Raw genomic sequence first — 22246 nt, 5'->3', positions numbered from 1 at the left:
AGGGAGCCTGCCGCGCTCCCTTCTCTTATTTATTTCCTATTTCTTCTCTTATGATTGCGAAATCTGCTTGTCTGATGGCGGATGCCAGGTAACATAGATATCCCCCTATTGAGGGGGATACAGATTTTATTTTTGGACAACATAGAGAGACTATTATGAGCGTTGTGCCTGTAGCCGACGTACTCCAGGGCCGCGTAGCCGTTGACAGCGAAGTCACCGTGCGCGGATGGGTGCGTACCCGCCGAGATTCAAAAGCTGGCTTTTCATTCCTCGCCGTCTATGACGGTTCCTGCTTTGATCCTGTACAGGCCGTAATTAATAATTCTCTGCCCAATTACAATCAGGAAGTGCTGCGTCTGACCACGGGTTGCTCCGTTGTCGTCACCGGTAAAATCGTGGCCTCTCAGGGCCAGGGTCAGAGCTATGAACTGCAGGCCACCTCGATTGAAGTGACCGGCTGGGTTGAAGATCCAGATACCTATCCGATGGCGGCAAAACGCCACAGCATCGAGTATCTGCGCGAAGTGGCTCACCTGCGCCCGCGTACCAACATGATTGGTGCTGTGGCCCGTGTCCGTCATACGCTTGCACAGGCGCTGCACCGCTTCTTCGACGAGCAGGGTTTCTTCTGGGTCTCCACACCGCTTATCACCGCTTCTGATACCGAAGGCGCAGGCGAGATGTTCCGTGTCTCCACGCTGGATATGGAAAACCTGCCGCGCACGCCAGAAGGCAAAGTGGATTACGACAAAGATTTCTTTGGTAAAGAGGCCTTCCTGACCGTGTCTGGCCAGCTGAACGGCGAAACCTACGCCTGTGCGCTGTCTAAAATCTACACCTTCGGCCCGACCTTCCGTGCTGAAAACTCCAACACCAGCCGTCACCTGGCAGAATTCTGGATGCTGGAGCCAGAAGTGGCCTTCGCCGATCTTAATGATGTTGCGGGCCTGGCAGAAGCAATGCTGAAGTACGTCTTCAAGGCCGTGCTTACCGAGCGTGCAGACGACATGAAATTCTTCGCCGAGCGCGTCGACAGCGATGCGATTGCCCGTCTGGAGCGTTTCGTCTCTGCTGACTTTGCGCAGGTGGATTACACCGATGCCGTCGCGATCCTTGAGAAATGCGGTGAGAAGTTCGAGAACCCGGTTTACTGGGGCGTTGATCTGGCTTCCGAGCATGAACGTTACCTTGCCGAGAAACACTTCAAGGCGCCAGTGGTTGTTAAAAACTATCCGAAAGACATTAAGGCGTTCTATATGCGCCTTAACGAAGATGGCAAAACCGTTGCCGCGATGGACGTGCTGGCGCCGGGCATCGGTGAAATCATCGGGGGTTCTCAGCGTGAAGAGCGTCTGGATGTGCTGGATGCGCGTATGGCTGAAATGGGTCTCAACAAAGAGGACTACTGGTGGTATCGCGATTTACGTCGCTATGGCACCGTGCCGCACTCCGGTTTCGGGCTCGGCTTTGAGCGTCTGATTGCCTATGTCACCGGCGTTCAGAACGTGCGTGATGTCATTCCTTTCCCGCGTACTCCGCGCAGCGCAACGTTCTAATCCCGTAATACTCAATGGCCAGCTATGCTGGCCATTATTTTATCCTGCCGTGTCAACTTGTGTCAGTTGAAAGTCAGCATCTTTAAAGCGCAACCCCGCAATATCCTCTTCAGTGTTACGCTTTATTTCCACGAAACATCTTTGAACAAAAAATAAACCCTATTCTTATTGCGCCTAATCTCTTTCTTAAGCATTAGCACACTTTTCGCACAAACTCCCGGCTATCCAGACATCCATCTTCAGAAATAAGAAAAATTGTTCGCTAATGCTTCGGATCATAAAAAAAGTCATTATCTAAAATTAAGATAAGCAATTCATATAGATAGAATATATGAAGCTTTAAATTTAGCCATTCAACTCTGAACTTTGAGGTGCCTCACAAAGTCCCTTAAAATTCACATTTAGTTACATATATTTTCTTATTGTAACCGATTCTTTATGTTTGTAGCACTTTCAGGCTAGCGAAACCGCTATTTGAATGGAAAGATGCCTGTCAGACACATAAAGACACCAAACTCTCATCAATAGTTCCGGAAATATTTATTGACAGAATTTATTGGCGGCAGTGGCGAGTGTCATAAAAAAACCAATGAGGGTAATAAATAATGATGAAGCGCAATATCCTGGCAGTGGTTATCCCTGCCCTGCTGGCAGCCGGTGCAGCTAACGCAGCAGAAATCTATAACAAAAACGCTAACAAGCTGGACTTCTACGGTAAAGCTGTAGGTGAGCACATCTGGACCACCAACGGTGATACTTCTAACGCTGACACCACCTATGCGCGTATCGGCTTTAAAGGTGAAACTCAGATTAATGACCAGCTGGCCGGTTACGGTCAGTGGGAATACAACATGGACGCTTCTTCCCAGGAAGGCGCTCAGGGTACCAAGACCCGTCTGGCATTCGCAGGCCTGAAAGCTGGTGATTACGGTTCATTCGACTACGGTCGTAACTACGGCGTGTTCTACGATGCGCTGGCTTCTACCGATATGTTCGTCATCTGGGGCGGCGACTCCCTGGCGGCAACCGACAACTTCATGACCGGACGTAGCACCGGTCTGGCTACCTACCGTAACTCTGACTTCTTCGGTCTGGTTGACGGCCTGGCAGTGGGTCTGCAGTACCAGGGCACAAACACTTCTAACCACAATACCGAGCGTCAGAACGGCGACGGCGGTAGCTACTCTCTGGGTTATGACTTCGCTGAAGGCTTCAACGTAACCGCGGCCTACTCTAACTCCGATCGTACTGCTGCGCAGAGCCGAGACGGTAAAGGCGAACGTGCTGAAGGCTGGGCAACCTCCCTGAAATATGACGCAAACAACCTGTACGCAGCGGTCATGTACGGCGAATCTCAGAACATGACCCGTGAAAACGACGACGAGTTCGCGAACAAGACTCAGAACGTTGAAGCTGTGGTTCAGTACCAGTTCGACTTCGGTCTGCGTCCATCCGTGGGTTACGTGCAGTCCAAAGGTAAAGATCTGACCGCTCGTAACGGTTTCTCCGGCGGCGATGCTGACCTGGTGAAATACGTAGAAGTGGGTACCTGGTACTACTTCAACAAGAACATGAACGTGTACGCTGCATACCGCTTCAACCTGCTGGACGACAACAACTACACCGAAGCAACTGGCCTGTCTACCGACGACCAGGCGGGTGTAGGTATCGTTTACCAGTTCTAATCAGTACACCACTTTGTTATATGTCTAAAAAACAGGGCTTCGGCCCTGTTTTTTTATGCCTGAAAGCAAAAAATGGCGACTTTTGAAAAGCCGCACGCTTTTTGTAGCAAACGGTTGGCATTTTGTAGAACTATCGTTAACCTGATAGCGGATTTCACTTCCGTAACCACAATGGAACTTCGTCATGTTTGAGAACATTACCGCCGCCCCTGCCGACCCTATTCTGGGCCTGGCCGATCTGTTTCGTGCCGATGACCGCCCTGGGAAAATTAACCTGGGTATTGGTGTCTATAAAGATGAGACCGGCAAGACCCCGGTACTGACCAGCGTTAAAAAAGCTGAGCAGTATCTGCTGGAAAATGAAAATACCAAAAACTACCTCGGCATCGACGGTATTCCGGAATTTGGTCGTTGCACCCAGGAACTGCTGTTCGGCAAAGGCAGCGCGATTGTCAGCGATAAACGTGCCCGCACGGCGCAGACCCCTGGCGGTACTGGCGCCCTGCGCGTGGCAGCGGATTTCCTTGCCAAAAACACCAGCGTAAAAACCGTCTGGGTGAGCAATCCGAGCTGGCCGAACCACAAGAGTGTCTTTAACTCTGCGGGTCTGGAAGTGCGTGAATATGCTTACTACGACGCGGCGAACCACTCTCTGGACTTCGACGGCCTGCTGGCAAGCCTGAGCGAAGCGCAGGCGGGCGATGTGGTGCTGTTCCACGGCTGCTGCCATAACCCAACCGGCATTGATCCGACGCTGGAGCAGTGGGAACAGCTGGCGAAACTCTCCGTAGATAAAGGCTGGCTGCCGCTGTTCGACTTCGCGTATCAGGGCTTTGCTCGTGGTCTGGAAGAAGATGCCGAAGGCCTGCGCGCTTTCGCAGCAGTCCATAAAGAGCTGATTGTTGCCAGCTCCTACTCCAAGAACTTCGGCCTCTACAACGAGCGCGTAGGTGCCTGTACGCTGGTGGCGTCTGATGAGCAGACCGTTGACCGTGCATTCAGCCAGATGAAATCTGTTATTCGCGCTAACTACTCTAACCCGCCAGCTCACGGTGCGTCTGTAGTGGCGACTATCCTCAGTAATGACGCTCTGCGCGCTATCTGGGAGCAGGAACTGAACGACATGCGTCAGCGTATTCAGCGCATGCGTCAGCTATTTGTGAACACCCTGGCGGAAAAAGGGGCGGATCGCGACTTTAGCTTCATCATCAAGCAGAACGGCATGTTCTCATTCAGCGGCCTGACCAAAGAGCAGGTTCTGCGTCTGCGTGAAGAGTTTGGCGTGTACGCGGTGGCTTCCGGTCGTGTTAACGTGGCGGGGATGACGCCGGATAACATGGCGCCGCTGTGCGAAGCGATTGTAGCGGTACTGTAATGCTTTAAGCCGGGCGGCACTGCGTTTGCCCGGCCTACGTGTAGGCCCGGTAAGCGTAGCGCCACCGGGCAATTAAAAAAGCCTGCTTAAAGCAGGCTTTTTTAATGTTCTTTACCAGACCGGCATTTCATCCTGCAGGAATGGGTTGTGCAGCCGTTCGTAGCCCAGCGTCGACATCGGGCCATGACCTGAAATAAAGGTCACATCGTCGCCCAGCGGTAATAACTTCTCTTTGATCGAGCGGATCAGCTGACCATGATCCCCACGCGGGAAATCACTGCGCCCTACGCCGCCTTTAAAGATCACATCGCCGGAGATCAGCAGGCGCGACTGGTCATCAAAGAAAACAATATGGCCTGGAGTGTGCCCTGGACAATGCAAGACCTGTAATGTCACATTGCCCACGTTGACGCTCTCGCCTTCATTCAGCCAGCGATCTGGCGTCAGGGGAAGACATTCATCAAGACCAAACATGCGGCTCTGCGCCGGTAATCCCTGCAGCCAGAACTCATCTTCTTTTTCCGGGCCAATCACCGGCACGCCATAATGCTGTGCCAGTTCCGCCGCCGCCCCCACGTGATCGAGATGGCCGTGGGTCAGCAGGATCTGCATTAAGGTCACGCCAGCGGCAGCGACTTCCTGTTTGATCTTCTCTGCATCGCCACCGGGATCGACCAGGGCTGCCAGTTTGGTTTGTTCACACCAGATAAGCGAACAGTTCTGGGAGAAGGCGGTGACCGGAATAATACGATAGTTCATACTGCTCCTGATTTGTTATTACCAGTGCCGCAATGGCCCGGTATCAATATGCACAAAGTTGCTACGTGGGTAATATCCTACACCACCTGCGCGCATAGATAACGCAGCTTTGCGAACATTGGCTAACGAAACGCCTTCAATATGAAAATCCATCGCCTGCCCTTTGGTGTGATAGCTCTTTTTAGCTACACCGCGGCTGTGGGCGCGCAATTCATTATTGGTATCAAGAGAGCGGTAGCCGGAAATGAGCTGTACCGGTTTGCGGGTGCCAAGCAAACCCTGCAGGCGGTAAAGCTGGTCAAATAATCCCGGATCGATGGCCTTTACTTTATTGGCGCGGAAATCACGGAAAAAGTGATTCAGCTTGGCTAATTCATCCTGAATATAGCCCCGACCATCAAAAAACTCAGCTTTGATCGACTCACCTGTGTGCAGGTTATTAAGCGTCAAAATACGTGGTCGAGGGGTAGAGAGCGTGGCAAATGATGGCGTAGGTAAGATGGCCGCGCCCAGCGCAATGCCACCTAACGCCAACAACTTACGGCGATTAGCGTCGAATTTGTCCATGGTAATCAGGTCTACAGGTCAATGTTATCGTATAGATGCTTTACAGCGCACGAAGGGCACATTACCGGGCAAACCTGTCATCGTCAAGGCACTACAACCCAGGAAAGACGGGGCTTGCAACCGCAAGACCCCGTTTATTTTTCCATTTAGACTACCGGAATTTTCCGAACTTCTTCATTTATCTGATCAATTGCTCTGCCTTGGGCAGAAGCAGAATTTGTGTGTTGGACCGGGCAGTCTCATCATAATTGTAAATATCTGTACGATACTGCGTCCGGCCATCCTTGCCGACGAAGGCGGTGAGATAGTACAGATTAACCGGAATATTCTGGCGGATATTCACATATCGCGTGTCGCCCTGCTTCAGCGCATCCGAGATACGTGTGTCGTTCCAGCCAGCATCCTGTAACAACATATTTGCCAGTTCTGACGCCTTATTGACACGTACGCACCCAGAACTGAGTGCACGGGCATCTTTCTGGAACAGGTTGTGGTTAGGCGTATCGTGCAGATAGATAGCATCCGAACTTGGCATATTGAATTTATACCGGCCCAGCGAGTTGTGCGCACCTGGTGCCTGCTGGAAACGGAAGGGTAAATTCGCCGGCGTGATGGTCGCCCAGTCGACTTGCCACGGATCTATCGCCTCTTTACTGTTCCAGCCGCGCAGCACGGTATAGTTATGGCGTTCAAGATAACCCGGGTCATTCCACACCTTCGGCAGAATATCTTTGCGCGCCAGCGTCGGCGGCACGTTCCACGGCGGGTTGACCACCACGTTGTTCAGCGCGCTGCTCATCATCGGCGTTTTACGATCCGGGCGGCCCACAATCACGCGGGAGGCCAGCACTTCACTGCCGTTCTGGTAATAGACCAGCGAAAAGGCCGGGATATTCACCATGATGCCCGTCGAGAGTGTTCCCGGCAGCAAACGCAGACGCTGGATATTCAACGCCAGCACCCCGGCACGCTGTGCGGGGGTCATGTTTAGCGCCTCACGCGTCGCCTGGCCGATAACGCCATCCGCGCCCAACCCCTGGCTGGCCTGGAACGCTTTTACCGCTTCAACCAGGCTGCGGTCATAGGAGGCCGGCTTGCTGGAGACGGACTTCGTCTTCTTTTCGACAGACGGAGCCGACGGACTGACGACCACGCTTTGCGGATCGTCACCCGGCAGGGCAATTTTCGGCCCGCCATCAATCACGCCGGAACGTTTGAGGATTTCTCGCAACGCGGGTACGTCGCTACTCCACTGCCCAGGGCTTAACTTAGCGGTGCCCTGAATCTGTGGCCAGGGCTGCGTGTCAGCCACCAGCTGCAGCAGCGACTGGTGCATCACAGCATATTGCGGATGGGTCGGGGCCAGCCCGGCAAGGAAGTGCGGCACCGTGCCGTTATCCAGCGCCAGCTGCCACTGGTTAATCACCGACAGCGGCGGTGTCGCCAGCTTGTAAGGCTTATTGCTGTAGAGCCAGCGGTTGCCGTTGACCGGGATCCCCGCCACAAACTGCAGGTAGCCCATCATTGCATCGGACAGAACGACGTCACGCGCCATTCCGGTGACGGCAGGCTGGGTCAGCAACTCGACCCAGGCAGTAAATTGCGGCTGAAAACCGGCGATGGCGACTTCAGCCAGCTGCTGCTGAAACGCGCGCACAGCTTCACGATCGTCCCACATGGGCTTCATGTCGCGCGCGGCATACAGCAGCGTAAGTTGATTGAGATAGGCCGGGGTGTAGCCGGCAGGCAGCGCCGCAAGCAATTCCTGACGGCGTTGCTCTGCATTGATATCTGCAGGCAGCGACCGGATACCGGCCATTATGGCGGTGGCAGGCGATTGTTCAAGCGGCTGGGACAGCGCAGTCGGTTGCGCGCCCACCGTGGCGGAGCTATCGACAGGAACCAGCTCGGGCTCATCCGCCCGCGCACTAAACAGCGGAGCAACTATTACCGTCAGACACAAACTGACTGCCGACAGCTGACGACCATACATATTATTCAGCAACATCCCTTGCCCCCTGTTTGCTATACGTCACGCCCTCATCACCGGGGCTTCACTTCATTATAGAAAGGCAGACCGGCACCAGCCTTACCTTATGTAAAGAAGTTTAAAGTTAACGCAGCCGCCAGTACAAGCTCAAGGAATAAAAAAGGCGGCCCGGGGGCCGCCATCGCTAATTTTCAGATTCCTCAGGAGGCGTCAGCCGTTCCGGGCAAGGACTCTGGCGGCTGCGGGGCAAAGCCGCGCAGACCCACAACGTGGACGTGCTCGCTGTTCTGATAGACCTTACGCACCAGTTTATAGGTAGTGCCTTTCTCCGGACTGATATTTTCCGGCGCCGCGATAATCAGCTGCATATCCAGACGGTCGCACAGCTCAAACAGCGTGGCGATCGAACGGGCATCCAGACGCGCCGCCTCATCAAGGAACAGCAGACGACATGGGGAGATATCCTTACCGCGCAGACGGCGGGATTCATCTTCCCAGCTCTGGACCACCATCACCAGAATCGACATCCCGGTACCGATCGCTTCACCTGTTGACAGCGCACCCGATTCCGCGCGCAGCCAGCCGTCAGAGCCACGGTTAACTTCCACTTCCATCTCGAGATAGTTACGGTAGTCCAGCAGCTCCTCACCGATGGTCTGCGGCGTACGCTGGCCCATGTCGATCTGCGGGTTCAGACGCTGATACAGCTTCGCCAGCGCTTCGGAGAAGGTCAGGCGGTTGCTGTTGAACAGATCCTGATGCTGCTCGTGCTGCTCGGCCAGCACATCCAGCAGCGTGGCGTGGGCTTCACGCACATTGACGTTCAGTCGCACACTGTTGACCTGGCCGAAGGAGACGCTCTGCAGGCCCTGGTTCAGCTGACGGATACGGTTCTGCTCGCGCTGGATCGTCTTACGGATGATATTGGCCACGCTGCGGGAGCTGATCGCCAGCTTCTGCTCGCGGGAGGTCAGCTCTTCCGTCAGACGCCCCAGTTCAATCTCCATCTGTTCAATGGCTTCAACCGGGTCATCGGTGCGAATGATATCCTGGCGAATACGCTCGCGCAGATGCTGATAGACCGCCACGAAGAACTGAATTTTGCGCTCAGGACGCTTCGGATCTTCCGAGATGCGCAGCACATCGCGCAGGTGTTCGTTATCCGCCACCGCCAGACGCAGCGCACCCAGCGCCTTATCCGACATTGAACGCAGCTCATCGCCGGAGAGATAGGCCAGCTCGCGGCGGTGCAGACGACGTTCAACGCCGTTGTCTTTCACCATCCGCATCACGGCGCACCAGCCCGCTTTGGCGGTCACCACCTGCTCGCGCTTCTCGTGGTAGTCGCGTTCCAGCTTGCGCAGACGGCGGGTCAGGTTATCCATCTCCGCTTCACAGAAGGTGAGCGCTTTTTCCAGCTGGTTGCGGCGGGCGCGGTTATTGCTGAGCTGGGCATGGAGTTCGTCGCGACGAATGCGCGCCCGCTCCTCTGCCCCGCTGTCGGCCCGCACGCCAATATCCTGCAGCTCTTTATGCAGGTCGGTCAGCAGCTCTTTCTTGGTATCAAACGAACTTTTCAGCGACGCCAGCACCTGATTGTACTGGCTCAGCTGCGCGGCATGGCTACGCATCGCCTCACGGGCGCGGGTACGTTCCGTTTCCGCCTGCTCCAGACGCTGGCGCAGTTTTTCGTTCAGATCGCTGTTGCCGTTCAGCATCTCCGCCGAGTCGGAGTAGCTGAAGTGCGCCCGGCGCTGGGAAACTTCGGTCAGGGCAAACGCCTGCTGACGCGCTTCGCGCTGGACCTGCTGCGACCAGGCATAATCTTCTTTCAGCTGTTCGAACTGTTCCGGGTCGCTCTGTAGCACAGAGACCATCGGTTCCAGCTTCGCCAGCTGATTGCCGTACTGTTGCACAAAGCGCGCGGCTTCCTGCGCTTCGTCGAGACGCTCCTGGATCTCATCCACGCGATCGGCGAGGGTGTCGTCCGCCAGAAGGTTCAGGCGCGGCAGAATGCGGTTAAGGGCAGCGACGCCCTCTTTAGCCTGCTCGAACTGGAGGCGGCTCTGCTGGTTATCATTTTCGTGGGCTGAAATCGCGCGTTCAAGCTCGGTACGACGGGTGGTGAACTTGCGGATCTCGGCTTCCGGATCGGCCTCAAAGGCCACGGCCAGATGGCTGCCGATAAAGCGGCTGAACGCCTGGTGCAGACGCTGCGTTTTTTGCACGTCGAACGAGAGCGTCGCAAAACGTTCTGACAGCGCTTCGCGCTCGGTGTGCAGGCTCTCAATACGGCTTTCACGCGCCGCGCGGCCAAACAGCGGCAGCGCCGGGAAGCGCGAATAGCGCCACTGGCGATCGGCGATTTTCACCACTACCGCTTTTTCCAGCTCGTCGACGCCGAAGACGCTGTCATCGAACGACTGCGGATCCCCTTCGATCAGGTAGAGATCTTCCGGGCAATCTTCCAGCCCTTCGAGCTGGTCCGCGATCAGCGACAGATCCGGCACCACAATCGCGTGGCGGGATGGACCATACAGCGCCGAGTAGTACGGCGCGTCTTCCAGGCTGACGTCGTCATAAATCTCTGACAGCAGCACGCCGCCAAAACGCTCTGCAAGGGTGTTCAGACGGGCGTCTTCTGCGCCGCCCGGCTGGCTTAAACGTTCAATCTCATCATCGACGGCGCGCTTACGCGCCCCCACTTCGTCACGTTCAACAATCGCTTCGCGTTCACGCTCCAGCAGCTGCTGCAGATACTCCGTGACCTCCTGGCTGGATTCGAAGGTTTCGCCGCACTGCTCGCTGAGCTGGCTGAGGCTGCTCTGGGCGGCCAGCCAGATCGGGGCGCGCTGCATCAGCGTCTGAATACGCGACTGGAGCTGCTCCATCTCCTGACGCAGCGCCATGCGCTGTTCGCTGGCGCTGGATACGCTGTCGGAGAGCGACGCGATACGGGCTTCCAGCTCCTGATGCAGGGATTCCAGATCGTCAATATCGACCCGTTTACCCTGACGCTTGCAGAACTCAGCCAGCAGGCGTTCCGCCTCCTGCTGTTCACGCAGGCGCTGCTCCAGCTCGTTCAGACGCATACGCAGCGGCTGAACCTGTTCCGCCAGATGGCGCTGGTTAACACCATCACGCAGCAGCTCGCGGGCCACTTCCCACGCTTCGGCGCGCGCCAGCGGGCCGTTAATGGCGGCCACCAGCTGATATGCCTGTTCAAACTGACTGTGCGCAGTTTGCGCCACGCTCATTTTCTGCTCAAGATTCAGCAGTTTTTCTGTGGCTTCCTGCTCTTTGGCCTGGAAAGTCTCCAGCCACTGATCCGCGCTCTCTGGCGTTAGGTCCGGCAGATGGCAAAGCGCTTTTGCACGTTCCAGCGCCTGCAACGCCTGATTGTACTGAATGGCGCGGGTTTGCTGGACGTCGAGCGCCTGCTGATAGTCGGCAAGCTGGCTTTTCAGCTCATCCACTTCCAGCTCGGCGGCTTCGGCCCGGGCTTCGTTCTCTTCCTGCTTGTCGGCAGCTTCCGCCACCACTTCGTTCTGCTCTTCCAGACGAATTTGCAGTTCATCGAGATCCGCTTCATAGCGCTCGATTTTTTCCTGCTGACGCAGCGCGGTCTGTACCAGGTTCAGGTGATCGCTGGCGGCCTGATAGTCGGCCTCCAGATCCCCTTCTGCCCCGTTATGCTCGGACAGCTCGCGGGCCATCTCAACGTGCTTGTACTGTTCAGAGGCCAGCTGCTGACGGGAAGTGAAGAGCTCACGGCGATACTCGAGAGCCTGATCGAGATGAATGCGGCGCTCGTTGGCGTGACGCATGTAGTCCGCCGCCACATAGTTGGTGGCTTCGCTGATCAGGTGCTTGAACAGGTCGCGGTCAGACTGCGTGACGCGAATGGCTTCCAGCGTCATACGGTTTTCACGCAGCGCCGCTTCCATGTCCTGGAACGCCTTACGCACACCGCTGTTTTCCGGTAACAGGTAATCACGCAGGGAGCGGGTAATGGCGCTGGAGATCCCGCCGTAGAGCGAGGCTTCGATCAGACGATAATATTTACTGCGGTCCGAGGCGGAGCGCAGACGACGGGCGACGATGCCCAGATCGAACATCAGCGAGTGGTATTCGGTGATGGAGTTGAACTGCTTAAACTGCACGCCTTCGATGGCTTCCAGCTTGTCTTTCAGCTCCTGCAGCGTCAGCACGCGCGCCTGGCGTTCGTTCAGGGTTTCCGTCAATAGCGCGGTGGGCTGAACGGAGGTTGGCAGCCCCTGAATGGCGAACGGTTTGATATCCACTTTACGGTCGCGACCGGCGACCTGCTGTAAGCGGACGCCAACCACCACGCGCTGATGGCGGGAGTTGATCACGTCCAGCACAGAGTAACAGACACCCGCCTTCAGCTTACCGTGCAGACCCTTATCACGGGAACCGCTGGTCGCGCCGGCTTCGGTGGTGTTACGGAAGTGCAGCAGGGTTAAGTCCGGGATCAGCGCCGTGACGAAAGCCGCCATGGTGGTGGATTTCCCCGCCCCGTTACCGCCCGAGAGCGTGGTCACCAGCTCATCGAGATCAAAGGTGCGGGCAAAGAAACCGTTCCAGTTAACCAGCGTCAGTGAGCGAAATTTACCGCGTTCAATCATTACTCTTCCTCCCCGCTATCCGGCTGATTGTCTTCATGCTCGTCATTGAGCTGCAGATGGTTTTCCACCGGCATCGCTTCGCCATCACGGATCATACGCAGTTGCGCTTCGCGGGCATCATCGCCCACGCGCACGTCGGCACCGAAGCGGAACACAGATTCGGTGATGCGGAATTTGCTGCTGTCATGGCCCATAAACCACACCATCCCCAGACGGCGCAGACGGTTCAGGGAGGAGCGCACTTTTTCCTGTAACTTCTGACGGTCAACGTCCGAGCCGGTGGAGCGGTTGTTTACCAGCTTCAGCAGCTTGCCTTCGTCCGCCAGGGTCATCAGCTCGTCATAGAGCTCCTGCTGAGTGAAGATGCCTTCGTTCGCCAGACGCTCCGGGCTGAGGTAGAGATAGCAGAGAATTTTGCCGACCATCATGTCCAGCTCGGAGAGCACCGAGCGCGGGATGAGCGTGGTGGAGCGCGGACGCAGATAGAAGAACCCCTCCGGCGCGCGGATCAGCTCCACGTTATAGCGGGCGTAAAACTCTTCCAGGTACTCCTGAAAATCCATTAAAAAAGCGTGATTATCCAGCTCGTCGAGACCAATGTGACGACCGGCACGCAGCTGGCTGTCCAGCGCCGGAAAGATCGGATTTGCCAGCGCCTGGGCCAGCTTAACTGGCATCACGTGTTCAATATTTGTCAATGACATGCGCCTGTACCTTGGCTCCGTAATCGTTGATCGGCTGCCACTTCGGCGGCAGGCCGGTGAAATCTGCTTGCGCGACGCCCAGGCGTACCGCCTGATCGACCACGATGCGGGCGATATCGAAATGGCGGGCACGCGGGTATTGTGCGAGGTAGTCACGTACCACCAGACCGAGATCGAGTGGTTTGTTTTTGGTTTTGAAGATCGCCAGTTGCTCCTCGATCATCGCCGCAAGCTGTTCCCGTATTTCGTTAAACTCTTCATATTCCAGATCGGCTGGCAGCTCGCCGGTCACCTCTTCGTCGCGCAGGCTCATCTCTTCGTCACGCATATCGAGCAGGCGATCAGCGCTGGCGTAGGTCAGCGCCCACGGCGCATCGAAATAGGTCTGTACCGACTGGCGCAGGCGCTGGGCAAACACGCGGTTTTTATCCATGTCGATAGCGGTACGAATAAATTTATGCACGTGGCGGTCATAGCCGATCCACAGGTCGATCGCCTGCTGGCCCCAGCTGATAATGCGATCGAGTTTGCTTTGCAGGTCAAAGACCAGGCGATCGACAAAATGCAGGTTGTCCTGGGCCAGGGTGGCATCCTGAATGCGCAGAAGGTTAGCCTGCAGCTTGTCCCCCGCAGCCTCCAGCGTATCCTGCAGTTCACGCAGGGTGCCGGAAGTTTCTGACAGCAGCATTTCACAGCTGGAGATTGCCGCCCGCCAGTCTTTGTTCAGAAGCTGGGCGATGTCCTCTTTCACCAGCTGCTGCTGCTCATCCATGATGCGCTGCGTCAAATCGATGCTGTCGAAAATCTCGGCTACTGAATATTTCAGCGGCGCGTAGACGTTACGGTGCCAGTGGAACTCGTCACCGCCCTCATCTGCGGCATCGGCTGCACGCTTCAGTTCACCCGCCACAATGGAGAGCTGCATCGAGAGGCGCAGGGTCGAGAATTCGCGCTGGCGAATGTAGTAGTCGGTAATGCCGATGCCCAGTGGCGTCAGACGATAGATGGCATTCCCTTCTGCCAGCTCGCTGGTAAAGCGGTTCAGCAGACGTTGACGCACCATATCGTTAATCGCGTTATTGGCACGCACATTAATGGTTTCGCTGGTTTGCTCAAACGCATCACTGACATGGCGGAACGCATCCACCAGTTCGCCCTCGCTCATTTCTCCATCCAGCCGTTCGCTGTTCAGCGTGGCGACCGCCAGCAGAAAAGAGAGTCTGTCTACCGGCAGCGAGAGGGAGAAATCGTTTTTTCGGGCCCAGGCAACTAGCTCGGGGACTGTCTGGGAAAATTCACTCATAAGTTATCCTTGCTCTGCGGCTTGCGCGCGGTGACGTGAATGTAGCGACCAAGGCTAATATAAGGCTCCTGGCGGCAGTACCGCGTCTCTAATTCTGTCAGGGCGTCAAAGCACTCATGCTGCTTCTGTTTATCGCGCAGATAATCATGAAACACCCTGATGCCGGTTTTCCCGGTAATCTGCCAACCGGAGGTTTCCAGCCAGCCATAAACCTGCTGCGGGTCGCGCGGAAAGTCCGGTGACAGCGTACGGCGTTTCTTCTTGTACATGCCCTGCTGTACATAACCGAAATTCCCCACCAGCACGTTACGCATTAACAGGCCGTTAGCGTTGTAAAACATCAGCGACAGCGCGCCGCCGGGGCGCAGTATCGACCAGAGCGTCTTCAGCAGCGCCTGGGGTTCGGCTACCCATTCCAGCACCGCATGAGACAATATCAGATCAACCGGGCTTTCCAAATGTTGAGCGATCTCCTGAGCGGCACAATGTATAAATTGCATGTTATCGCTCACATCTTTCTCCACCGCGGCACTTTCAGCGCGGGCGATCATTTCAGCAGAGAGATCGCAAAGGATAACGTGGTGCCCACGCTCAGCCATTTTTATCGCCGTCTGGCCTTCACCGCCGCCAGCGTCGAGGACACGCAGTTTCTTGTCGCCAAATCCGGCCAACAGGATGTCCAGATCCTGCCAGAGGATCGTCTGCCGTAGACGGCCTTTGGTCGTGCCGTAAATATTGCGGGCAAACTTTTCCGCGATGTCATCAAAATTGCGATCCCGCATTGGGAGAGCTCCACCCACTCACAACAAAACCGCTATTTTGTCACAGCCGGGCGGAGAATGAACCTCTCTGGTGTAATATCGCTGACAATCATCAGCTATATGGTCAAAAAAGGAGCCAGAAAGGATGCTTTTTACTCTAAAAAAATATATTGGCGGCATGATGCTTCCCCTCCCTCTTCTTCTGCTGTGTATCGCGCTGGGCCTGGGGTTGCTGTGGTTCAGCCGCCATCAGAAAAGCGGCAAAATTTTGGTTACGGCAGGCTGGCTGGCGCTGACGCTGCTGAGCCTGCAGCCGGTTGCGGATGGGCTGTTACGTCCGGTCGAAGACAAATACCCCACCTGGCAGGGAAATGAGAAGGTTAAGTACATCGTGGTGCTCGGCGGGGGCTACACCTGGGATCCACAATGGGCTCCCAGCTCCAATCTGATCAACAACAGCCTGCCGCGCCTCAATGAAGGCATGCGGCTGTGGCTGGCGAATCCCGGGTCGAAGATGATCTTCACCGGGGCGGCAGCACAAAGTAATCCGGTGAGTACCGCCGAAGCGGGCGCGCGCGTGGCGCAGTCTTTGGGCGTGCCGCGCGAGGCGATCATCACTCTCGACAGTCCAAAGGATACCGAAGAGGAAGCCGCCGCGGTGAAGCAGGCGATAGGCGATGCGCCCTTCCTGCTGGTGACCTCAGCCTCCCATCTGCCGCGGGCGATGATCTTCTTTGAACGCCAGGGTCTGCATCCTCTACCCGCGCCCGCGAACCAGCTGGCGATTAGCGCCCCGCTTAACCCCTGGGAACGGATCATTCCGTCCCCGGTATGGCTGATGCACAGCGATCGCGTGGGCTATGAAACGCTTGGGCGCGTCTGGCAGTGGCTGAAGGGCCTGTCAGGCGAGCCAGGGGAGCAGTGATTTCGAGGCCAGATCGAAGTTGGCGCGGCTAAAATGCCCGGTATTCACCAACTGCGCCACTTCGTCCCACAGCGTATAGAGCCAGCGCCGCCAGAGGAACGACTCTGAGACCGGCGCGCGCCGCAGGTAGTGCCAGAGTAAATCCTCCGCCTGCCCGCTCTCGCTCAGGCGAAACAGTTCATACTCCCGGGGGGCCCACAGCATCACGCCGGGCCCGACCATCGCCAGCAGCTGATCGCTGCGGGGATCCTTGAGCATACTGCGCAGCGTAAAATTGCCGTGGATCAGCACGCTGTTGTCATTGAATCCTTCAAACAGGGTGGGCAGGCACTCGCGGGTACGAAACAGGATCCGTTTATCCTGCATGGTCAGGCCGGTGTTGTGATACTGGTTTAGCGTCCCCCACAGCACCTCAACCCGCTGGCGGTACCAGAGTGGCCAGAGATTTTCCTGGGTGCTGTCCACCGAGCCGACCAGCCCTCCGCTGTCCAGCCGGTGCCAGGCCAGCAGCGCTTCAACTATCTGATCTTTTAGCTGCTCCCAGCGTTCAGGCGTGCGGGCTGGCGCTTCCACCGGGACACCGCGCAGACGCTCAATCAGCAGGACATCCGGGCCCGGATGTTCTTCGTGGGTCATCACGCCATACACGGTCGGCATTCTTACCGTGCCGCTGCGGGCCAGCATGGAGATTTTCCACGCCAGCTGTCGGGCCACATCCGGTGAAGAGAAGCTTCGCGCCAGTAACGGCATGGGGTTTCCCTGGCTGTCGTACAGCGACCATAGCGTGGTATCCGCCTTTTCATGCACGCATTCCACACGGCTCAGTTTTTCACCCAGCAGATGGCTGAGTTCGGCTCGCAGCTGTTCCATTTGAGATTACCCCCATTAAGACTACTGCTTTTATAATGAGCGTGTGGCGGGCGGATGTCACTCTTATGAGAAGATTCTGTAGCAGAAATTCAGAAAAATGAGACAAAAAAATCCCCTCAAAAGAGGGGATGGCGGGGATTAGCGAAGTTCAGCGCGAACGCGGGCCAGATCTTCTGGCGTATCGACGCCTGTACCCGGAACCTCGTGCGCGACGGCGACGTGGATCTTTTCGCCGTACCACAGCACACGCAGCTGCTCGAGCATTTCGATGTTCTCCAGCGGGCTCGGCTGCCAGTTGACGTAACGGCGGATAAAGCCTGCACGATAGCCATAAATGCCCAGATGACGCAGGATGCTATCACCAATGTTATCCCGGGATTCGGCAAAGCGATCGCGATCCCAGGGGATAGTGGCGCGGGAGAAATAGAGCGCATAGCCTTCAGCGTCCAGTACCACCTTCACCGCATTCGGGTTGAATGCCTCTTCTGCGCTATGAACCGGCACGGCCAGGGTCGCCATACCCACCTGACGCTGGGCCAGGTTTTCCGCCACCTGACGAATAATGACCGCCGGGATCATCGGCTCATCGCCCTGCACGTTAACAATCACCGTGTCGTCGCTGAAACCGCATTTTTCCACCACTTCGGCCAGACGCTCAGTGCCGGACTGGTGATCGGCGCGGGTCATGCAGACTTCGCCGCCCGCCGCTTCAACTGCACGCGCCACCTCTTCATGATCGGTGGCGACAATGATCCGCTCCGCGCCGGACTCACGGGCACGTTCGAGCACATGCACGATCATCGGCTTGCCGTTGATATCCACCAGCGGTTTGCCCGGCAGACGCGTGGAGGCAAAGCGCGCCGGAATAATGACAACAAAACTCATGGTTTGCTCTCTTCAGGCGCCAGGGCGCGGGCTTCGGTTTCCAGCAGGACGGGAATGCCGTCGCGCAGAGGGAAGGCAAGGCTATCCACTTTGCAAATCAGCTCCTGCTTATCCTGGCTGTAGTAGAGTTTGCCGTTGCACACCGGGCAGGCAATAATTTCCAGTAAACGGTGATCCATAGTTCCTCCGTATCAATAATCGGTAAAGTTTACCATATTCCTTTTTCAGACCGCGTCTATTTCCCAGCCCGTTCGACAGGTGTGAAAAAGTCCGTCAGGAAGATGGCCCAGCGCGATGCGTGTCGCTCCCTGCCAGCCCGCAAAATCGCTGATTGCCGTGGCGAGTCCCTTCTCCAGCGCGACGCTTATCCGAACACCCTCTTCCAGATAAAGGGCGATAACCTGTAGCTCGCCGGTTTTGCGGTGCATTTTGGCATCCATCCGCCCCACCAGCTGCCCTCTATGCAACAGCGGCAGAACGAAATAGCCATACTGACGTTTCGGCGCCGGGGTATAACATTCCAGCCGGTAGCTGAAGTTAAAGAGCTGTTCCGCACGCTTACGATCCCAGACCACCGGATCGAAGGGTGAGAGAACGGCGGTATGGGTTGCGGTGAGTTTCCCTTCCTGCGCTTCGTTAAGCAACGGCAGCAGATCGGCATGCAGCCACATCTCCCCCAGCGTCTCCACCTCGACGCGGACCACCTGCTGCTGCGCCTGCCAGCGCTCAAGCAAGGGGGCCAGCGCGGGCTGACGCAGGCGGTAATAGTCGGCCAACCACTGGGGGCGGAAAATGCCTAAGCTGCGGGCGCTGTTTTCCAGCATTATGGCTTCTGCCGCCGCCTGGGTCAGCATATCCCGGCTGTCATCCCACTCCGGCATCACCCGATGTGTGAGATCGTAAACGCGCTGAAAGTTATGCCGTTCCACCACCATCACCTTGCCAGCGGTGAACAATCCCTCAAGATGGCGTTTATGCGGCTTCCACTCCCACCACCCGCTCGTTCCTTTGTGGGGATGTTCAAAATCGGCGGAACGGACAGGGCCTTTCTCCTGAATATGGGCGATAAGCTCCTCTATTTCATCCGCATGTTCCTGCATCCAGGCCTGGCGGTATTTCCAGCCCATTTTATCGGGCGCGAGCATTCTGTGACGCACCAGCGCAAAGTCGCTGCGCGGCAGGAAACACGCCTCGTGCGCCCAGTATTCCATCAGCTCTCCCTGACGCAGGGCGTTATCCAGCCAGTCGGGCGAATAGGGGCCGAGACGGCTGAACAGCACCAGGTAAGGGCTGCGGGCAACAATATTAATGGTGTCGATCTGGAGCAGCGACATGCGCTTGATGGTGGTAAGAATATCGGTGGGTCGGGCGCGACGACGGGGCTTTTTTAAAAGCCCCTGGGCGGCAAGATGCAGATGACGTGCGGCTGAAAGCGTGAGTTGCGGTAAAGCCATGCCTTGTCCTGTCAGTTAGTGCGCGGGTGAGGCCTCTCCTGCCAGGGCAATCAGTTCCTGGAGCAGTTGTTCAGGCTGTTCGCCCTGCAGTTGGGCATCAACCGGTAAATACCACCAGTTATCCCGGGCAAAGGCGCGGCATTTCACCGCATCTTTTTCGGTCATGATCAACGTCTGACCAGGCGCAGTAAACGCCGCAACCTGCTCCAGGCTCAGCGCCTGGTGGTCGGCCAGCGGCACGCTACGCTGAAGTTTGGCGCCGCAGGCTTCCAGGGTGGAGAAAAAGCGCGGAGGATGACCGATACCGGCCATCGCCACCAGATGGTTAAGCTCAGCAACGTCGCGCCGTTCGCCGGTCAGCAGATTAACGGCAAGTCCTGGTTGCAGCTGCATCGGGATCTCCCCCGCCTGCGCCGTACCACCGTTGACGATAACCGCATCCACGGACCGCAAACGCGACGCGCGCTCGCGCATCGGTCCGGCAGGTAACCACCAGCCGTTACCAAAGCGGCGAACGCCATCAATCACCACGATCTCTTTATCCCGGGCCAGCGCGTAGTGCTGCAGGCCGTCGTCAGTGATCACAATCTGGACATTCGCCTGCGTCAGCAGAGCCTGCACCGCCTCGCTGCGCACCGGCGAAACCGCTACCGGCGCACCGGTGCGTTGAAAGATCAGCACCGGCTCATCCCCCGCTTGCGCCGTGGTGGTTTGCGCGCTCAGCAGCAGCGGATAGCGCTCCGCCTTGCCGCCGTATCCCCGGGAGACAACCCCCACGCGAATCCCACGTTTTGTCAGCTGTTCCACCAGCCAGATCACCACCGGCGTTTTACCGTTACCGCCAGCGGTAAGGTTGCCCACCACCACCACCGGCACCGGTGCGTGCCAGGCCCGTTTGAGCCCCACTTTATAACTCAGGCGGATCAGGCCGCTGACCAGGCCATACAGCCAGGAGAGCGGCAACAGCAACAGCCAGAGCGGAGACTCACCGGACCAGATGCGAGCGATCATTCGCCAAACTGCATTTTATGAAGCTGGGCATACACGCCCTGGTGCGCCAGCAGGTCAGCATGGCTGCCCCGCTCGACGATGTAGCCATCTTCCACCACCACGATTTCGTCGGCTTTTTCAATCGTCGACAGGCGGTGGGCAATCACCAGTGAGGTACGGTTCTTCTGCAGCTCATCCAGCGCAGACTGGATAGCGCGTTCGGACTCGGTATCCAGCGCCGAGGTAGCTTCATCGAGGATCAGGATTGGGCTGTCACGCAGCAGCGCGCGCGCAATAGCAATACGCTGGCGCTGACCGCCGGAGAGCAGGACACCGTTTTCACCGATAATGGTATCCAGCCCGTTATCCATCTTATTGATGAAGTCCATGGCGTAGGCCATCCGCGCCGCCGCTTCGATCTGCTCGCGGCTGTACTCTTCATTACGGGCATAGGCGATGTTATTAGCCACAGTGTCGTTGAACAGGTGCACATTCTGAGAGACCAGCGCGACCTGATTACGCAGCGACCGCAGGGTGTACTCGCGCAGATCGTGGCCATCAATCAGGATCTCACCCTCATCAATATCGTAGAAGCGGGTGATCAGGCTGGCGATGGTTGATTTACCCGAGCCAGAGCGGCCCACCAGGGCTACAGTCTTGCCTGCCGGAATTTTCAGATTGATATTGCGCAGAGCAGGCGTATCGCGACCCGGATAGGTAAAGGTCACATTGCGGAACTCCACGTCGCCGGTTGAGCGCTCAATCACGCGTTTGCCTTCGTCTTTTTCCTGTTCGGAATCAAGGATCGCAAACAGCGTCTGGCAGGCTGCCATCCCGCGCTGGAACTGGGCATTAACGTTGGTTAACGATTTCAGCGGGCGCATCAGGGCAATCATCGACGAGAAGACCACGGTGATGGTACCGGCGGTGAGGGTTTCCATCACGCTCGGGAAGCTGGCGGCATAGAGCACAAACGCCAGCGCCAGGGAGGCGATGAGCTGAATGATCGGATCGGAGATGGAAGAAGCAGACACCATCTTCATCCCCTGCAGACGCATCTTATTGCTGACCTTATCGAAGCGCTTGGTTTCGAGTTCCTGGCCGCCAAAAATCAGCACCTCTTTGTGGCCTTTCAGCATCTGCTCGGCGCTGGTAGTCACCTGCCCCATCGTGTTCTGCATGTTCTTACTGATGCTGCGGAAACGCTTCGAGACGACGCGGATCGCAATCGACACAATCGGCGCCAGCACAATCAGGATCAGCGACAGCTGCCAGCTGTACCAGAACATCAGGGCGAACAGACCAATAATCGACGCCCCTTCACGCACAACGGTGATCAGCGCGCTGGAGGAGGAGGAAGCCACCTGCTCGGAGTCGTAAGTAATGCGCGACAGCAGGGTTCCGGTCGACTGCTTGTCAAAAAACGCGACCGGCATGCCCATCATATGGCTGAACAGGCGGCGGCGCATGGTCATCACCACTTTGCCCGAAACCCAGGAGAGGCAGTAGCTGGAGATATAGCTGGTGATGCCGCGTAAAATCATCAGGCCGATAACCACCAGCGGCATCCATAGCAACACTGAGCGATCCGTTTTACCAAAACCGTCGTCCAGTAACGGTTTGAGGAGCGATAACATGAAGGTATCGCTGGCTGCGTTGAGGATTAACGCTACGCCCGCCACGATTAGGCCCGTTCTGAAGGGTGCAATCACCGGCCAGAGTCGGCGGAAGGTCTGCCACGTGGAGAGATCTTTGTCGTTATGCATTCAAAAA

General features: G+C 56.7%; 17 protein-coding genes. 4 read left to right on the top strand and 13 right to left on the bottom strand.

The window, feature by feature from the left end:
• Window positions 1-155 precede the first annotated feature (155 nt).
• From asnS to FHC51_RS13185, 3 genes are all read left to right on the top strand, one after another.
• On the top strand, window positions 156-1556 hold the full coding sequence (gene asnS, locus FHC51_RS13195) for an asparagine--tRNA ligase (protein ID WP_103178939.1): 1401 nt from the start codon (window positions 156-158) through the stop codon (window positions 1554-1556).
• 605 nt (window positions 1557-2161) lie between these two features.
• Window positions 2162-3241, top strand: coding sequence for a porin (locus FHC51_RS13190; protein ID WP_103823363.1), 1080 nt, complete (start codon window positions 2162-2164; stop codon window positions 3239-3241).
• Window positions 3242-3425: 184 nt separating this feature from the next.
• Window positions 3426-4616, top strand: a complete 1191-nt coding sequence (locus FHC51_RS13185; RefSeq protein WP_220435736.1) for an amino acid aminotransferase — start codon at window positions 3426-3428, stop codon at window positions 4614-4616.
• Window positions 4617-4727: 111 nt separating this feature from the next.
• Here the strand turns inward: FHC51_RS13185 and FHC51_RS13180 are convergent, their stop codons facing one another.
• From FHC51_RS13180 to cmoM, 7 genes are all read right to left on the bottom strand, one after another.
• Entirely contained in the window at window positions 4728-5375 is a 648-nt protein-coding gene (locus tag FHC51_RS13180) for an MBL fold metallo-hydrolase (protein WP_039029469.1), read from the bottom strand.
• An 18-nt stretch (window positions 5376-5393) separates the two neighbouring features.
• Complete coding sequence (locus tag FHC51_RS13175) at window positions 5394-5942, bottom strand: YcbK family protein (protein WP_103823365.1); 549 nt, start codon at window positions 5940-5942, stop codon at window positions 5394-5396.
• Between the two features lie 178 nt (window positions 5943-6120).
• On the bottom strand, window positions 6121-7950 hold the full coding sequence (gene ldtD, locus FHC51_RS13170; RefSeq protein ID WP_220435735.1) for a L,D-transpeptidase: 1830 nt from the start codon (window positions 7948-7950) through the stop codon (window positions 6121-6123).
• Between the two features lie 182 nt (window positions 7951-8132).
• Window positions 8133-12581, bottom strand: coding sequence for a chromosome partition protein MukB (mukB, locus tag FHC51_RS13165; protein ID WP_220435734.1), 4449 nt, complete (start codon window positions 12579-12581; stop codon window positions 8133-8135).
• Window positions 12581-13285 carry a chromosome partition protein MukE gene (mukE, locus tag FHC51_RS13160; protein ID WP_103178932.1) on the bottom strand — a complete coding sequence of 235 codons (705 nt, stop codon included), beginning with the start codon at window positions 13283-13285 and terminating at the stop codon, window positions 12581-12583. Before mukE ends, mukB begins: the two co-directional genes overlap by 1 nt.
• Complete coding sequence (gene mukF, locus FHC51_RS13155; RefSeq protein ID WP_103823368.1) at window positions 13266-14588, bottom strand: chromosome partition protein MukF; 1323 nt, start codon at window positions 14586-14588, stop codon at window positions 13266-13268. Before mukF ends, mukE begins: the two co-directional genes overlap by 20 nt.
• Window positions 14585-15370: a tRNA uridine 5-oxyacetic acid(34) methyltransferase CmoM gene (gene cmoM / locus FHC51_RS13150; RefSeq protein WP_114315442.1), complete on the bottom strand. Its 786-nt coding sequence runs from the start codon at window positions 15368-15370 to the stop codon at window positions 14585-14587. The genes mukF and cmoM overlap by 4 nt, the downstream gene beginning before the upstream one ends.
• Before the next feature lie 124 nt (window positions 15371-15494).
• Between cmoM and elyC the strand changes: the two genes are divergently transcribed.
• The gene (elyC, locus tag FHC51_RS13145; protein WP_114315443.1) at window positions 15495-16274 is read left to right on the top strand and encodes an envelope biogenesis factor ElyC; all 780 of its coding nucleotides are present in this window, start codon (window positions 15495-15497) and stop codon (window positions 16272-16274) included.
• On the opposite strand, the gene FHC51_RS13140 is transcribed toward elyC, so the two are convergent.
• The 6 genes from FHC51_RS13140 to msbA form a co-directional block, all read right to left on the bottom strand.
• Window positions 16251-17144, bottom strand: coding sequence for a YcbJ family phosphotransferase (locus FHC51_RS13140; protein ID WP_156238307.1), 894 nt, complete (start codon window positions 17142-17144; stop codon window positions 16251-16253). The two genes, elyC and FHC51_RS13140, sit on opposite strands and share 24 nt — an antisense overlap.
• A 138-nt stretch (window positions 17145-17282) precedes the next feature.
• The gene (gene kdsB, locus FHC51_RS13135; protein ID WP_103823372.1) at window positions 17283-18029 is read right to left on the bottom strand and encodes a 3-deoxy-manno-octulosonate cytidylyltransferase; all 747 of its coding nucleotides are present in this window, start codon (window positions 18027-18029) and stop codon (window positions 17283-17285) included.
• Window positions 18026-18208: a protein YcaR gene (gene ycaR / locus FHC51_RS13130; RefSeq protein WP_103178926.1), complete on the bottom strand. Its 183-nt coding sequence runs from the start codon at window positions 18206-18208 to the stop codon at window positions 18026-18028. Before ycaR ends, kdsB begins: the two co-directional genes overlap by 4 nt.
• Before the next feature lie 45 nt (window positions 18209-18253).
• Entirely contained in the window at window positions 18254-19483 is a 1230-nt protein-coding gene (locus FHC51_RS13125; protein WP_114387522.1) for a winged helix-turn-helix domain-containing protein, read from the bottom strand.
• Between the two features lie 15 nt (window positions 19484-19498).
• Complete coding sequence (lpxK, locus tag FHC51_RS13120) at window positions 19499-20494, bottom strand: tetraacyldisaccharide 4'-kinase (RefSeq protein ID WP_220435733.1); 996 nt, start codon at window positions 20492-20494, stop codon at window positions 19499-19501.
• Window positions 20491-22239, bottom strand: a complete 1749-nt coding sequence (gene msbA / locus FHC51_RS13115; protein WP_103178923.1) for a lipid A ABC transporter ATP-binding protein/permease MsbA — start codon at window positions 22237-22239, stop codon at window positions 20491-20493. Before msbA ends, lpxK begins: the two co-directional genes overlap by 4 nt.
• Between the last annotated feature and the right edge of the window lie 7 nt (window positions 22240-22246).

Origin of the sequence: Leclercia sp. EC_58 (assembly GCF_019584355.1) — a bacterium.
In the GTDB taxonomy this organism is placed as follows: domain Bacteria; phylum Pseudomonadota; class Gammaproteobacteria; order Enterobacterales; family Enterobacteriaceae; genus Enterobacter.
This window is presented reverse-complemented; position numbering and strand designations above follow the sequence as displayed.